General features: G+C 61.6%; 12 protein-coding genes. 8 read left to right on the forward strand and 4 right to left on the reverse strand.

The annotated features are described in order from the left end of the window. Positions 1 to 211: 211 nt before the first annotated feature. Together QZ269_RS09335 and QZ269_RS09340 are read left to right on the forward strand one after the other, a co-directional pair. Positions 212 to 1,657 carry a sigma 54-interacting transcriptional regulator gene (locus QZ269_RS09335; RefSeq protein ID WP_291426443.1) on the forward strand — a complete coding sequence of 482 codons (1,446 nt, stop codon included), beginning with the start codon at positions 212 to 214 and terminating at the stop codon, positions 1,655 to 1,657. 174 nt (positions 1,658 to 1,831) lie between these two features. Continuing rightward, complete coding sequence (locus QZ269_RS09340; protein WP_291426444.1) at positions 1,832 to 2,455, forward strand: hypothetical protein; 624 nt, start codon at positions 1,832 to 1,834, stop codon at positions 2,453 to 2,455. On the opposite strand, the gene QZ269_RS09345 is transcribed toward QZ269_RS09340, so the two are convergent. Next, positions 2,439 to 2,915 (reverse strand): DUF420 domain-containing protein, encoded by a 477-nt coding sequence (locus tag QZ269_RS09345; protein ID WP_291426445.1) that lies wholly within the window; start codon positions 2,913 to 2,915, stop codon positions 2,439 to 2,441. The two genes, QZ269_RS09340 and QZ269_RS09345, sit on opposite strands and share 17 nt — an antisense overlap. A gap of 221 nt (positions 2,916 to 3,136) precedes the next feature. Between QZ269_RS09345 and QZ269_RS09350 the strand changes: the two genes are divergently transcribed. The 4 genes from QZ269_RS09350 to QZ269_RS09365 all read left to right on the forward strand — a co-directional run bounded on the left by QZ269_RS09350 (position 3,137) and on the right by QZ269_RS09365 (position 9,161). Beyond that, entirely contained in the window at positions 3,137 to 4,123 is a 987-nt protein-coding gene (locus tag QZ269_RS09350; protein WP_291426446.1) for a COX15/CtaA family protein, read from the forward strand. Between the two features lie 11 nt (positions 4,124 to 4,134). After that, positions 4,135 to 5,061, forward strand: a complete 927-nt coding sequence (locus tag QZ269_RS09355) for a heme o synthase (protein WP_291426447.1) — start codon at positions 4,135 to 4,137, stop codon at positions 5,059 to 5,061. A gap of 414 nt (positions 5,062 to 5,475) precedes the next feature. After that, positions 5,476 to 6,699 (forward strand): cytochrome c oxidase subunit II, encoded by a 1,224-nt coding sequence (gene coxB, locus QZ269_RS09360; RefSeq protein WP_291426448.1) that lies wholly within the window; start codon positions 5,476 to 5,478, stop codon positions 6,697 to 6,699. Continuing rightward, positions 6,696 to 9,161, forward strand: a complete 2,466-nt coding sequence (locus tag QZ269_RS09365; RefSeq protein WP_291426449.1) for a cbb3-type cytochrome c oxidase subunit I — start codon at positions 6,696 to 6,698, stop codon at positions 9,159 to 9,161. The genes coxB and QZ269_RS09365 overlap by 4 nt, the downstream gene beginning before the upstream one ends. Before the next feature lie 345 nt (positions 9,162 to 9,506). Here QZ269_RS09365 and QZ269_RS09370 read toward each other — a convergent pair whose 3' ends face one another. Further along, on the reverse strand, positions 9,507 to 10,367 hold the full coding sequence (locus tag QZ269_RS09370) for a LysR family transcriptional regulator (RefSeq protein WP_291426450.1): 861 nt from the start codon (positions 10,365 to 10,367) through the stop codon (positions 9,507 to 9,509). A 70-nt stretch (positions 10,368 to 10,437) separates the two neighbouring features. On the opposite strand from QZ269_RS09370, the gene QZ269_RS09375 reads away from it, so the two are divergent. Then, entirely contained in the window at positions 10,438 to 11,205 is a 768-nt protein-coding gene (locus tag QZ269_RS09375) for a class I SAM-dependent methyltransferase (protein ID WP_291426451.1), read from the forward strand. A 256-nt stretch (positions 11,206 to 11,461) separates the two neighbouring features. Here QZ269_RS09375 and QZ269_RS09380 read toward each other — a convergent pair whose 3' ends face one another. Together QZ269_RS09380 and QZ269_RS09385 are read right to left on the reverse strand one after the other, a co-directional pair. Next, complete coding sequence (locus QZ269_RS09380) at positions 11,462 to 12,457, reverse strand: NAD(P)H-dependent glycerol-3-phosphate dehydrogenase (RefSeq protein WP_291426452.1); 996 nt, start codon at positions 12,455 to 12,457, stop codon at positions 11,462 to 11,464. Then, positions 12,454 to 13,218: a class I SAM-dependent methyltransferase gene (locus QZ269_RS09385; protein ID WP_291426453.1), complete on the reverse strand. Its 765-nt coding sequence runs from the start codon at positions 13,216 to 13,218 to the stop codon at positions 12,454 to 12,456. Before QZ269_RS09385 ends, QZ269_RS09380 begins: the two co-directional genes overlap by 4 nt. A gap of 265 nt (positions 13,219 to 13,483) precedes the next feature. Between QZ269_RS09385 and QZ269_RS09390 the strand changes: the two genes are divergently transcribed. Continuing rightward, positions 13,484 to 13,948, forward strand: a complete 465-nt coding sequence (locus tag QZ269_RS09390; RefSeq protein WP_291426454.1) for a hypothetical protein — start codon at positions 13,484 to 13,486, stop codon at positions 13,946 to 13,948. Positions 13,949 to 14,058: the final 110 nt, after the last annotated feature.

Raw genomic sequence — 14,058 nt, forward strand, 5'->3', positions numbered from 1 at the left:
TGCTCCAGCGATTGTGCGCCTGATGAAGAGGGCAGCATGGATACTCCGACGATATGGGCCTCAGACAGCCTCTAAAGACAAACTTGGTTGTCCTTAACTGCCAGCGGAAATTCGGTGACCTGACTTTTTGCATTGAGGCCGTGAGCAGGGCTATGTGCTGGCGCTCTCGGGCACATTCCGGTTCTGGCGGGCGTGCTACTTTTCCCGCAGCATGGATACCCAACCCAGGACGCTAGGCGAACTTCTTCAGACGCCCTCTTACGCGGGCCGCAAACCCTTTGACGGCCAGATTCGTCTGGTGCAAGACGAGGTCCGTGACAACCTGACCCGCAAACTCCGCAGCGGCGAGGAACTGTTTCCCGGCGTGGTCGGCTACGACGACACCGTGATTCCGCAACTGGTCAATGCGCTGCTGGCCCGCCAGAACTTCATTCTGCTGGGGCTGCGCGGTCAGGCCAAGAGCCGGATTCTGCGGGCGATTACTGGCCTGCTGGACGACTACGTGCCAGTTATCGACGGCGTGGATATGCCCGACGACGTGCTTAACCCGGTGGGCGCAGAAGGCAAGCACCTGCTGGAAGCCCACGGCCTGGAGCTGCCGATTCGCTGGCTACCCCGCGCCGACCGCTACGTCGAAAAACTCGCCACGCCCGACGTGACGGTGGCCGACCTGATTGGCGACGTGGACCCCATCAAGGCCGCCCGCCTGGGCACCAGCCTGGGCGACGTGCGCTCCATGCACTTCGGGCTGTTGCCCCGCGCCAACCGGGGGATTTTTGCGGTCAACGAACTGGCCGACCTTGCCCCCAAGGTGCAGGTGGCCCTGTTCAACATCCTTCAGGAAGGCGACGTGCAAATCAAGGGCTACCCCATTCGCCTGGAACTGGATGTAATGCTGGTCTTTTCCGCCAACCCCGAGGACTACACCGCTCGCGGCAAAATTGTGACGCCCCTCAAGGACCGCATTGGCAGCGAAATCCGCACCCACTACCCTACCGATGTCCGGCTGGGCATGAACATCACCGCCCAGGAGGCTGTGCGCGACGGTAGCGTCACGGTGCCCGAATTTATTGCCGAACTGATTGAGGAAATCGCGTTCCAGGCCCGTGAGGATGGCCGCGTGGACAAGCTTTCTGGGGTGTCGCAGCGCTTGCCGATTTCGCTGATGGAAGTGGCCGCCGCCAACGCCGAGCGCCGCAGCCTCGTGTCGGGCGATGCCCCAGTGACCCGTGTCAGCGACGTATACGCGGGCCTTCCAGCCATCACTGGCAAGATGGAACTGGAATATGAAGGTGAACTTAAGGGGGCCGATCAGGTCGCCAAAGACATTATTCGCAAGGCGGCGGGGGCTGTGTTTGCCCGCCGTTACGGCAACGCCAACACCCGCGACCTCGAAAAGTGGTTCGATCAGGGCAACGTGTTGCGCTTTCCGCAGGGTGGCGAGACTGCCGCTGCGGTGCAGGCCGCCGAACAGGTGCCCAACCTAAGCGAACTGGCGCAGGAAGTCGCCCAGAGCAGTGACGACGCTGTGCGCGTGGCCGCCGCTGAATTCGTCCTGGAGGGCCTGTACGGGCGCAAGAAGCTCTCGCGGGCCGAGGAAATCTACGCCGCGCCTGAACCCGAACTCAAGCGCGAGCGCGGCGGACGCTGGAACTGAGCGTTTAGTGGGGGAGGGGTCGCCGGAGCAATCCGTGCGGCCCCCCTTCATGTTGGGTACTTCCAGCCCCGCCCCGCTGTCTGATGGCGGTCTTCATGACCGACTGACCATTCCACTGTGAGGAAAATGTCACGGGTGGCCAGCTACCTTGTGGGCGGAGGCAGTCACTTGTTCATGGAGGAAGTTACGACATCTATCCCTTCTCAGTACTTTACTGAGATTGCAAAGCTGCTTGACCAGCTCGATACCAGGCCGCGTGAAGCTCAGTCGCCGCGCGGCCTGGCCGGGCGCGGAGCGCTGGGGGACTTTATTTCCATCGCCTGGTTTCAGGGCATGCTGCGCGGCATCGAAGATGTCTTGGGCGAGCAAGCCGCCGGGGTCGTCGTGACCCGTGCCGGGCGGCTGCGGGGACACGCGCTGGTAGACGACTGGGGTGTCGGTCACCTCAACTTGCCTATCGAAAAGCTCAAGTATCTGCTCGACGCAGCCCTCGGTCAAAGCGGCACGCGCCTGTGTCTGGTCAAAGAAATCGAGGAGCGCGGTGAACAGATCATCGTGACCGTGGCCGAGACCATCGGCACCAGCGGCCCGCTCCCGCTGGATTATTCCAATTCGGCCTATACGCTGGGGGCCATGTGGGGGGCGCTGGAATCCCTGACCGGCGAGGTCTACAAGGCCGAGCAGTGGCCGTTCCCCGCCCAAGAGGGCCGCACAACCGAGAAAAGCTCAACCGAGAAAGACCCAGCCCAGAAAAGCCCAGTGTCGTACGAACGCTTCAGCTTCACGCGCCTTTCATGACCACGCCGTATCTGCCCAGCAGCAGGTAAATAATCCAGCCTGTAATGGCCACGTACAGCCACACCGGAACGGTCCAGCGCACCCAGGCGCGGTGTTTATCGAAAAAGGGGCGGGTGGCGGGCGCGTCGATGTTGCCCAGATTGCCTGCGTTCTGAAGCCCCTTCCAGGCGTTCCAAAGGGCCAGCAGCGCCAGCGGCACGTTAGCCGCCGCCAGAATGATGTGGCTGATAAGCAGCGCGATGTAAGCACCGTGGTACGGCCCGGCATATTTTTTCTCGTACCCGAGGCCCAGGCGGGTCAGGTACAGCACCAAAAATAGGGTCGCCAGGGCGCTCGCCGTAAGCATGGCCCGCATGTGCGCTGCGCGGTTGCCTGCCCGAATGAAGTAGACGCCCAGCAGCAGAACCAGCCCGCTGATGACGATAGTGATTACAGACCAGGTATTGATGGTTTCAGCCATAGTTGCCGCCAGTCTACGCATTCGGGGGCAGGCCAAGTGTCTTAAGACCGGTGCCTTAAGCCGATGCCTTGCGTGTGCCAGTTGCTCAGGCCGGTGCGCTTGTTGCGGGGGTCAAGGGGACAATCATCAAATAAGAAACCGTTAAAATGCTACCGTCTCGCGCTGTTGCGGGCAGCTGGCAGGTTCGGCTGCACCGAGGCGCGAAAAGGAAGGTGAATCTATTGAGCGGAACGCTGAAGGCTTCGGCGCAAACGGGCGCGGGGCTGGGGCTATGGTTGCCCCGGCTGGCCTGGGCGGCACTGGCCTATAACGTGCTGGTCATCCTGTGGGGCGCGGTGGTCAGAATCACGGGCGCCGGGGCGGGCTGCGGCGACCACTGGCCGCTGTGTAACGGCGTGGTCGTGCCGCAGAGTCCGACTCTGCATACCGTCATCGAATTCAGCCACCGCCTGACCAGCGGGGCCAGCGGGCTGCTGGCAATCGCGCTGGTCGCCCTGGCTTTTGCCGTGACTGGCAAGGGGCACCCGGCCCGCTTCGGGGCGCTGCTGACCCTGGGCCTGATTATTCTGGAAGGTCTGGTGGGCGGTGTGCAGGTGCTGCTGGGCCTGACCGCCCAGAGTACCGACCCGGCGCGGGGTTTTGTGCAAGGCATTCACCTTGCCAATACCTTTGCGCTGCTGGGGGCGCTTCTGCTCACGGCGCTGTGGGCCTCCGGACAGCCGTTGTTGCGGCTGCGTGGTCAGGGCCGCGCCGGGGCGCTCAGCGCTGCTGGGCTGGTGCTGCTGCTCATTTTGGGTATGGCGGGGGCGGTAACGGCGCTCGGCGACCTGCTGTTTTTGCCTGCCGACGGCAGCGTGGGCATCGGCACGGTCAAGCATGACTACGCTGCTACGGCCAGCATCATCGAAAAACTGCGCGTCGTTCACCCCATGCTGGCCGTGCTGACCAGTGCATACCTGGCCTGGCTGGGGGTGTGGCTGCGCCGTCTGCGCCCAGGCGCGGAGGTTCTACGCTGGAGCGGCGTACTGTGGGGCCTGCTGGTGGCCCAGATGCTGGCTGGCTTTGCCAATATCGCCCTGCACGCGCCTGGTTGGATGCAGTTGCTTCACCTGCTGCTGGCCTGCCTGACTTGGCTGGCAGCGGTTATGCTGGTGTACCGCGCCCTGACCACCCTGCGAGTCAGTTCGGTTTCTGGAGCGGCGGCGTGACTACTCCTGCTATGACTGATACCCCACTCATCCCCCCTACCCCCCTGCGGGCCACCTGGCGCGATTACCTGGCGCTCACCAAACCCAAGGTCATCAGCCTGCTGCTGTTTACGACCATCACGGCGGTCTTTATGGCGGCGCGGGGCTGGCCGGGCGACTTTTTGCCGGGGCTGTGGCTGCTGCTGGTCGTCAGTGTGGCGGGGTACATGTCGGCGGGGTCGGCGGGCGTGTTCAACATGATTATCGACCGCGATATCGATCTCAAGATGGCTCGTACCGCCAAGCGGCCCACCTCTAGCGGCCTGATTTCCATTCGCAACGCCGCCATGTTCGGCACGGCGCTGCAAGTGCTGTCCTTCGTGATGCTGTGGGTCTGCGGCACGCCGCTGGCCGCCTGGATGAGCCTCAGTGGGTTTTTCTTCTATGTGGTGGTCTATACCATGTGGCTCAAGCGCACCACCTGGCACAACATCGTGATCGGTGGGGCCGCCGGATGCTTTCCGCCGCTGGTCGGGTACGCCGCCGTTACCGGGCACCTCGACCTGTTCGCGGGCTACCTGTTCGCCATCATCTTCTTCTGGACTCCGGTTCATTTCTGGGCGCTGGCCCTGATGATCAAAGAGGAGTACCGCGAGGTAGGTATCCCGATGCTGCCGGTGGTTCACGGCGACAAGATGACGGTGGCGCAAATCGGCCTGTACGCCATCTACACGGTGGTGCTGTCGCTGATGCCGGTGTACTTTCAGGCGGTCGGAGCGGTTTACTTCGTCGTGGCCCTGGCCCTGGGCATCTGGCTTCTGGTGCTGTCGTGGCGGCTGTACGTTCACGGTATGAGCGGCGTGAAGATCGAGCGCAAGGTGGCGGTGCCCCTGTACCTCTATTCCATGCTGTATCTGGCCCTGCTGTTCCTGGCCGGGGCGATTGACCGGGGGCTGTAATACGGACTCTGGCCGAACCGGGCCGTTTAGGATTCAGTCCAGGCCCAGGCGAGCAGCAGACAAACGCGTTCCAGGCGTAAAGTTGGTCATCCGGTGCTCTTGAGGGTTGTCAACAAAAAAGACAGCAGGCCGGATCACTGGTACCGGATCACTGCTGAGGGAGAAGTGGGGGCAGAGGTCAGAGCCGCAGCTCCCGCTTCTGTGTTCATTGCCTACTGACCCAGTTCTACGCAGCCTCTTACGCAGCCTCTTTGGGACACTTGACCACCCCTTAAGCTGCTCTCATTGGACTTATGTCTGACCGCTCGGTAGAGTCGGCGTGAAGTCTGACAGGTTAGCGCTGACAGCGCCTGCGCTTGCCCACACATTTTGCGGCCCGACACATTAAACTAGCTTGAGAAGAAAGGAGCAAAGTTGAACACCAACCACGACCGTAACCCGGGCACGGCACGACACACCGCCAAATGGCCCCTGGCAGTGGGGGCAGCGATCACCGCGACGCTGTTGACTGGCTGCCAGGGCGGGCAAATGATCTCGCTGGGAGATCAGGCCTCCAGCTACAACCATGAGATGCTGAACATGGGGCTGTGGGCCATCGGGCTGTCTCTCATCATCTTTCTTGGGGTATCTGCGGGTCTGTTCTACACGGTGCACAAGTTCCGTGAGGAAAACAACCAGAACGCGCCCCAACAGTTTCATGGCAATAACCGCCTTGAGACGGTACTGGTCTTTATTCCTACCCTCATCGTCATTTTGCTGAGCATCCTGGCAGTGCGGACCATGGCCCGCGTCAACCCGGTCAGTCAGCAGTCGCTCAGCGTCGAGGCCCTTGCCAAGCAGTTCTGGTGGAACTTCAGTTACCCGTCTGCCAAAGTCACGGGCGGCGTGGTCGCCAACGGCAACGAGATGATTGTGCCGATCAAGCAAACTATTGCCGTCACCACCACCAGCGCCGACGTGGTTCACGGCTTCTGGGCACCCAACCTGGGCGGGCAACGCGCCGCGATTCCGGGTAGTCAAAAGACCTGGAATATCGGCACGGAGCGCGAGGGCGTGTACCAGGGCAACTGCACGCAGCTGTGCGGCAGTTCCCACGCCAACATGCGCTTCAAGGTCGTGGCCCTGCCGCAGAACCGTTTCGACACATTCATCAAAGATGCTGTAGCGTACACGGCTCCGGCCCCCGCTGCTGGCAGCGCCGAGGAACGCGGCATGAATGTTTTCATGAAAGGCACGGCCACGGCCCCGATGGCCTGCGCGGCCTGCCACCGCGTTCAGGGTACGCCCGCAGCGGGCGTCACCGGCCCGGATCTCAGCTTCTTCGGTACGCGCCGGACGCTGGGCGCGGGTATGTGGGAAGCGATGACGGCAGATCACTGGATGGCCCCCGACGCTGCGGCGCATTTGCACGCCTGGATTAAGCACAGCCCAGTGGTCAAGCCCGGCAGCCTGATGCCCCGTTACGACGGCGGCGAGTACATGGACAAGGGCAAAATGATCAAGGGCGGCACCCTGAGCGATCAGGAAATTGATGATGTGGCCGCGTATCTGCGTAGCCTCAAGCTGCCTGACGAGGCCGATTACTGGGCTGGAATCCCGATTAACGGGACTGGCAAGATCGCAGGAGGAACGAAATGACCGTTCAATACTCTCCGGCCCCCCAGCAGGTTCACGCGGAGAAGCGTGGCATGTGGGAGGTCATCAAGGACTACATGATGACCACCGATCACAAAAAGATCGGGCTGCTGTACATCTTTGTGTCCATCTTCGCCTTCGCTCTGGGGGGGCTGCTGGCCGTGGGCATTCGCCTCCAGCTGGCGCTGCCCGAGCAGAGTTTCTTGGTGGGTAATCCCTATAACCAGGTGCTGACGGTTCACGCCGCCCTGATGGTCTTTTTCTTCCTGATTCCGATGGGGCTGTTCGGCTTCGGAAACTATTTCCTGCCCCTGCAACTGGGCGTGCGCGACGTGGCACTGCCGCGCGTGAACACCTTCGCGGTCTGGCTTTTTATCGCCAGCCTGCTGCTGGTGGTCGCGGGCACGTTTACGGGTGGGCAGGCTCCTGGTGTGGGCTGGACCTTCTATTACCCCATGTCGGTCGATGCCAACCAGACTGGCGTCGCCGTGTTCATGGTGGCCTTTATTCTTAACGGCATCGGGTCACTGCTGGGCAGTGCGAACTTTGCCGCGACCATCGTCAACATGCGCACCCCCGGCATGAGCCTGTGGAAGATGCCCATCTTCTGCTGGAGCATCTTTGCTACTAGCATTTTGCAGCTGCTCTCGCTGGGTGGCCTGACCTCTGCGGCGCTGTGCACCTACTTGGAACTCAAGGTGGGTGTCAGTATGTTCAACCCTGGCATCGGCGGCGTGCCAGTGCTGATGCAGCAGTTTTTCTGGTTCTACTCTCACCCCGCCGTGTACGTCATGCTGCTGCCCTACCTGGGGATCGGCGCGGAAATCGCTTCCACTATGGCCCGCAAGCCGCTGTTCGGCTACCGCGTGATGGTGTACTCGATCCTGGGCATCGTGATCGTGTCGTGCGTGGTGTGGCTGCACCACATGTTCGCCGTGGGTGTGCCCGAGTCGTGGCAAATCGCCTTCATGATCGCCACCCTGATCGTGGCCGTGCCTACTGGGGTCAAGATTTTCAACCTGATCGGCACCCTGTGGGGCGGGCGCATCATTATGAAGACGCCCACCTACTGGCTGATCGGCTTCCTGTTTAACTTCCTGATCGGCGGGATCACCGGCGTTTCGCTGGGCATGATTCCCTTTGACTATCAGGTCACTATGTCGTACTACGTGGTCGCCCACTTCCATAACGTGATGATGTTCGGCACCGCTTTCTTGGCGATGGGCGGCATCTACTACTGGTGGCCCAAGATGACCGGACGCTTCCTAAGCGAAAAGATCGGCATGTGGCACTTTTGGCTGTTCATGATCGGCTCGTGGATGACTTTCTTGCCCCAGTACATCCTGGGCCTGTTGGGCATGCCCCGGCGCTACTACACCTACCCTGCGGGCAACTACGCCTGGACTGAACTGAACTTTGTTTCGACCCTGGGCGCACTGACCCTGCTGGCAGGCGGCATTGTCTGGGTCTACAACATGTACCAGAGCATGCAAAAGCCCATTACTGCCGGGCCTAACCCCTGGGGCGGCTACACGCTGGAATGGACCAGCAGCAGCCCACCTGCGCCTTACAACTTCGCCCACGAATTCCCCACCACCTTCCCCACCGAGCGCCCGCTGTACGACTGGGAGCAGAGCGGCGAAACCCTCACGCCCGTCGATCCCAAGTCCATTCACCTGCCGCAGGACAGCTGGGGGCCTTTCATCACGGCGTTTGCCATGCTGCTGATGGGTTATGGCCTGAGCTTCGGCTGGTTTACCAACTATCACCCGGCCACTGGCCTCCAATCTTTCGGTGAAGCGTCGGGCGTGTTCAAGTTCGCGAGCGTGCTGCTGTACCTGAGCATTCCGGTGTTCTTCTATGGCCTGTTCAAGTGGGCCGGAACGCGTGAGTACTCTGTGCCTGTGGCCCACCACCACCTCACCAAGTACGACAATGGTTTCATGGGCATGAGCTGGTTCATCCTCTCGGAAGTCGGCCTGTTTGCGGTGCTCATCGCGGGTTACGTGTACCTGCGAATCAGCGGCCATGCCGAGCCGCCCGCCATGCGTCCGGCAGCCTGGCTGGCGATGCTGAACACCGTAATTCTGGTTAGCAGCTCCTTCGTTATTCACCGCGCCGAGCAGGACCATCATGAGGGGCGTCACTCGCGCTTCCGCCTGGGCCTGTTTATCACGCTGGTGCTGGGCGCCATCTTCATGATTTTCCAGATCTTCGAATTCTCCAAGTTTGGTATGGAGAGTGACTGGAAACAGAACGTCTGGCAGTCGTGCTTCTTTATCATCGTTGGTCTGCACGGTCTGCACATCCTGATTGGCGGCGTGGGCGTGGCTCTGCCGTACTACCAGGCCATGACCGGTAAGATGGACAAGTACAACCACGGCTCCATCGTTCCGGCCAGCCTGTACTGGCACCTGGTAGACGTGGTGTGGCTGCTCATCGTGGCGATCTTCTACGCTTGGTAAAGCTGCACAAAAAGGGGGGAGGCTTGCGGGCCTCCTTCTTTTTTTGTGCCTACAGTGGGGTTTTAGAGCAGTTCTCCGAATGATCGGCATGTCGGAAAAACACTGCCGCTCCCTTCATTCTACGTCCTGCTCTTTCTTTTTCACTCGTTCCACTCGGCAAAAAGGTGGTAGAAAGAGCACCATCTTTTTGCAAAATGCTTTAATGCGGCAAGAGGTGTGGCCACGTGTGAGCGTAGGGATGACCTGGTGTTTGGGTCATCTGGAAACGGTGGCTTGGTCGAACCTTCCGGCGATTCTCGCTTGGCCCGATTAATCTAAAGACTAACTTCGGTGTATTTGACTGGTCTATGGCTGGGCCAGGGCTAGGGCCAGTCTCTGTAAATCTTCGCGGTCCTCGTCCGGAAGGCGGTAGACTATGCGCCAGTGCTCGGGGGGAATCAGGTCGCGTGCCGTAGCCAGTTCCTGAACCCGGCCCGCTTCCAGTGCCTCCTGCGCCGCGAAATAAGGTGCGAGACTGGCCCCCAACCCCTGCTCGACGGCCCGCACCACGGCCCGCAGGTCGGGGGCCACCAGCGCCTGCTGTGCGCCGAAGCGCAGGCCCAGCGCCTGAGTAAAAAACCGCCGGGTGGTGGGCAGTTCCAGGCTGTAGCTGACCCAGGGGCGGGCATTGAGCCACTCGCCCAGCCCTTGCTGTGGCGGGGTCCATGCGGGCGGCACAATCAAAACATAGGGCACCCGCGTCAGCAGCCGCTCGGTCAGGGCGCGGCCTGTCGGGGCCACGCTGACCAATGCGGCGTCCAGCGTTCCCCCTTCGACCTGGGCTAGCAGGGTTCGGGCGTGGTCCAGGGTCACCAGCAGCGCTACTTCACCGTGCAGGCGCGGCAGCACGTAGCCCTGCAAAAACTCGGCGGAGCAGCCTACCCTGAGCGGGCCACGGGCATTGCGGGCGGTGATTTTGAGGTCATTCCCGGCCCGTTCCAGGCGGTCTACTGCGTCGGCCACCTGCGCGTACAGCAGTTTGCCCCGCTCGGTGGGGGTCACGCCGCGTGGTGTGCGGGTAAATAGCGCTTCCCCGGTGCGGGCTTCCAGGGCGGCCAGCTGTGCGCTGACAGCGGGCTGGGTCAGGTGCCGTTCACGGGCCGCAGCGCTGACACTGCCTGCCCGGTAGACCGTCACGAAGACTCTGAACTGTTCCAAGGAAGCCATTACTTTAGATGATACCCCTTAGCACTCTCTATGATTTGATTTGATAACCTGTGAAGCCGACAATAGCGCCATGAGAGACAGCACCAGGCAGTTCAATGCCCACGCCGACAAGTACGCGACCAGTGAAGTCCACCGCTTCGGAGCCAGTTTGCCCGCTTTGCTGGAGTATGCCGCGCCAGTAAGTGTAGATGTGGCCCTGGACGTGGCGACGGGCACCGGCAATACCGCCCTGGCTCTCGCCCCGTATGTGACCGAGGTGACTGGCGTCGATCTGGCCGCGAAGATGCTGGCTCACGGCACAGCTCGCGCCCAGGAGGAGGGGCTAAGCAATGTCCGTTTCGTGCTGGGAAGCGCGGAACAGCTGCCCTTTGCCGACGCCGCGTTCACGCTGGTCACTTCACGCCACGCACCGCACCACTTCCGGCAGGTGGGCCGCTTCCTGGCCGAGGTTTTCCGTGTGCTTCAGCCGGGTGGGCGCTTCGTTCTGGCCGACCAGATCAGCCCCGACGCCGAGATCAAGCCCTGGCTCGACCGTTTTCACGTTACGCGCGACCCCAGTCATTTCACGCAGCGCACGGTGGCCGAGTGGCGCGAACTGGCAACGGCGGCGGGCTTGCGCTGGGAACAGGACACGCTGGTACCTTACCGGATGGATTTTGCCTGGTGGACGGCGCAATCGGGCAGCAGCCCCGAAGCGGTGGCCCAGCTCCGTGAGCAGGTGGCGGCCCTTGACCCGGCGGGCCGCGCCCAGATTCAGGCCGAATTTGATGAGGCGGGCGAGCTGATCGCCCACACCGATTACATGATGGTGGTTCGCCTCGAAAAACCCCTGGCCTGAGCGTTATAAAGACTCGGGTTGAATCCAAAACTGCCCGCTTCAATCGGCAGTCCGTATAAGGGCAGGAGAACTCCAAACTAAGGCTGTCTGATACGCCAGTTACCCCCCCGCTTCGCGCACTGCGAGTCCCAACCTCTCGCAGTGCGGGCTGTACCCATCCCCGGCAGGTGGGGAGCAGCTAAAAACTTCGTTGCGGTCACACTTTGCTGGACAGGACTTTGGCAGGACAGGACTTTGAAACTCTCCGAACCATTGACTATTCGGCTTTGGCTTCCCGCTCCATAAGCGCGCTCACACCCTGCTGCGGTGAAAGTTCTCCGGCACAGACTTTTGCCACAGCCCGCACAATAGGTAGGTCATGGCCGTGCGCGGTGGCCCAGGCATCGAGCAGGCCCGCCGTACGCAGTCCCTCGACCACCTTGCCGCCCAGCTGCGGCCCCTGCTGGTTCAACTGGTCGCCGCGGGCAATGGCCTCGCCCGCCGCGCGGTTGCGGCTGTGGGGGCTGGTGGCCGTGGCGATTAGGTCGCCCAGCCCGCTCAGGCCGTAGACCGTGTCCTCCTGAGCGCCCAGGGCCTTCAGGTAGCGGTTCATCTCACGCAGGCCGCGCGTCATCAGGCTGGCTTTGGCATTGTCACCCAACTCCAGGCCGTCGCCTAGGCCAGCTGCCAGCGCCATGACGTTTTTCAGCACGCCGCCAAGTTCCACGCCCACTAGATCGTCACTGGTATAGACCCGCAGGGTAGGGGAGATCAGCGCGGCCTGAATCGCCGCTGCCAGCGCCGCATCGGTACTGGCAACCACCGTCGCGGCAGGCAGGCCCCGCCCAATCTCCTCGGCGTGGTTGGGGCCGCTCAGCACCGCCACCCGCCTGAAGCCCAGCCCGCTTGCCAGGCCAGACAGCCGCCCGCCGTCTGGGGCGAGGCCCTTGGCGCATAGAACCACTGGCAGGTCGCGCGGCAGTTGGCCCAGCAGTTCGGGAACGCCCACACTGGGCACCACAACCAGGGCAAACCCGGCCCCTGCAACGGCGGCGCTCAGGTCAGCGGTGATTTGTATTGCGCCGGGCAGCGGCACGCCGGGCAGATACTCGCGGTTTTCACGCACTTCGTTCAGGTGCGCCGCAAAATCTGGCCGCCGAGCCCACAGGGTCGCGGCGCGCCCAGCGCGGACGGCAGCGACCGCTAGGGCTGTGCCCCAGCCACCGGCCCCCAGCACCGGAACTGGTGGGTCTGGCCAAGGTTCCGGCGTCATGCCTGCCCCTCTTTCCAGGCAAAGACCCAGATGCGCGGGGTGTCGGGGGTCGGGTCGGCGTAGTCGGGATATTCCACGGTCTCGAAGCGCGTGAATCCGGCGGCCTTCAGCAGCGGCGCGACCTCGTGGGGGTCGTAGCCGCGCTCACGGTGGGTTTCTACAAATTCTTGCGACTGGCCTGCTTCGCCCATGACCCGGCAAAAGGCCTGCACCACGCCCACTTCCTCCTCGGGGTCGAAATGATGCGACCAGTGGTAATGCACTTCGTTACCGTCAGCCGTCAGCGCCAGTCCCTCGATCTGATCGTCTTCCCACAGTTCGCGCACGCCCAGCCGAGTATTCAGGTCGAAGGCTGCCAGTCCGCCGGGCTTCAGGTGGTGGTGCATCTGGGAAATGGCCTGCCCCAGTTCCGCCGGGGTCAGCAGATTGTTCAGGCTGTCGAATACGCAGGTCAACAGGTCGAAGGTGCGCCCCAGCTCAAAATGTCGCAGGTCGCCCAGCTCGAAGCTCACCTCGGGCAATCTGCTGCGGGCCAGCGCCAGCATTTCGGCGCTGAAATCCAGCCCAGTGACCTGAAGCCCGGCCTTATACAGCTCGTGGGTAAAGCCTCCTGTACCACAGGCGAGATCAAGGGCCTCCGACGCGTTCAGGCCGCCGTCACGGGCATAACTGAGCACGAAATCGGCCCAGGCATCGTATTCGACGTCGGCCATGATCGCGTCGTATACGGCGGCCAGGGCAGTAAACGGTGGACGCTGCATAGCTCAACTATAGGGGCCTGCGGGGAGTTCTTAGCGCTTAGAGCGTTTTGCAAAAAGATGGTGGTCTTTTTACCCTCTTTTTGCCGAGTGAAACGAGTGAAAAAAAAGAGCAGGACGTAGAATGAAGGGGGCGGCGATGTTTTTCCGACGTGCCCATCATTCGGAGAACTGCTCTAAAGACCGAAACCAGGTCTAAACTTGACATGAGCGATTTCTAAGACAAAGGGCCGTTGTGCTGTCTATGGGGGGCCACTAGGCTTAGACCATGAAAAGAGCCTTATTGCTGGCTGCTGTAGGTACGCTGACGCTCAGCGCCTGTACCCTGGTGGGCAACCCCCTTAAGAAAGACGTGACCGGGCAACTTAGGGGCTTTGACAAAGACCAGAAGTTGCGCCTGGCTGTCGTGGGCTATAACAACGGTCAGTACACCGCCGATGCCAGCGAGTCTCAGCTGATCGACAAGTATTTGACGGGAGGGTTCGCCCTCGACCTGCCTACCAATGTGCCTTTCGGCAGCTACCGCGTTGTGGTCTTCCGCGACGCCAACCGTAATGGCCGCTATGACTCGGGCGATCAGGTTATCAGCAAGTCGAACGGCAAACTGCTCCTCTACACCAACACACGCGACGCTATTCTGAAGGGCACCGTCAAGGGGTGGAACCTGTATGACACCAATACGGGTAGATTGCAGATCAACCTGCTGAACAACTACGACCTCGAAATTCAGTAAACCCCTGCGCTTTGGCGCTGTCCATCAGCGCTTCCCTTAGAGGCTGTCTGAGGCCCATATCGTCGGAGTATCCATGCTGCCCTCTTCATCAGGCGCACAATCGCTGGAGC

The organism is Deinococcus sp., from assembly GCF_018260405.1.
In the GTDB taxonomy this organism is placed as follows: Bacteria; Deinococcota; Deinococci; order Deinococcales; family Deinococcaceae; genus Deinococcus.

Excerpts from the sequence above, each read along its gene's own strand:
- QZ269_RS09365 (WP_291426449.1), top strand. The coding sequence starts at position 6,696 with ATGACCGTTCAATACTCTCCGGCCCCCCAGCAGGTTCACGCGGAGAAG.
- QZ269_RS09370 (WP_291426450.1), bottom strand. The coding sequence starts at position 10,367 with ATGGCTTCCTTGGAACAGTTCAGAGTCTTCGTGACGGTCTACCGGGCA.
- QZ269_RS09380 (WP_291426452.1), bottom strand. The coding sequence starts at position 12,457 with ATGACGCCGGAACCTTGGCCAGACCCACCAGTTCCGGTGCTGGGGGCC.
- QZ269_RS09355 (WP_291426447.1), top strand. The coding sequence starts at position 4,135 with ATGACTGATACCCCACTCATCCCCCCTACCCCCCTGCGGGCCACCTGG.
- QZ269_RS09335 (WP_291426443.1), top strand. The coding sequence starts at position 212 with ATGGATACCCAACCCAGGACGCTAGGCGAACTTCTTCAGACGCCCTCT.
- QZ269_RS09390 (WP_291426454.1), top strand. The coding sequence starts at position 13,484 with ATGAAAAGAGCCTTATTGCTGGCTGCTGTAGGTACGCTGACGCTCAGC.
- QZ269_RS09345 (WP_291426445.1), bottom strand. The coding sequence starts at position 2,915 with ATGGCTGAAACCATCAATACCTGGTCTGTAATCACTATCGTCATCAGC.
- QZ269_RS09340 (WP_291426444.1), top strand. The coding sequence starts at position 1,832 with ATGGAGGAAGTTACGACATCTATCCCTTCTCAGTACTTTACTGAGATT.
- QZ269_RS09375 (WP_291426451.1), top strand. The coding sequence starts at position 10,438 with ATGAGAGACAGCACCAGGCAGTTCAATGCCCACGCCGACAAGTACGCG.
- QZ269_RS09385 (WP_291426453.1), bottom strand. The coding sequence starts at position 13,218 with ATGCAGCGTCCACCGTTTACTGCCCTGGCCGCCGTATACGACGCGATC.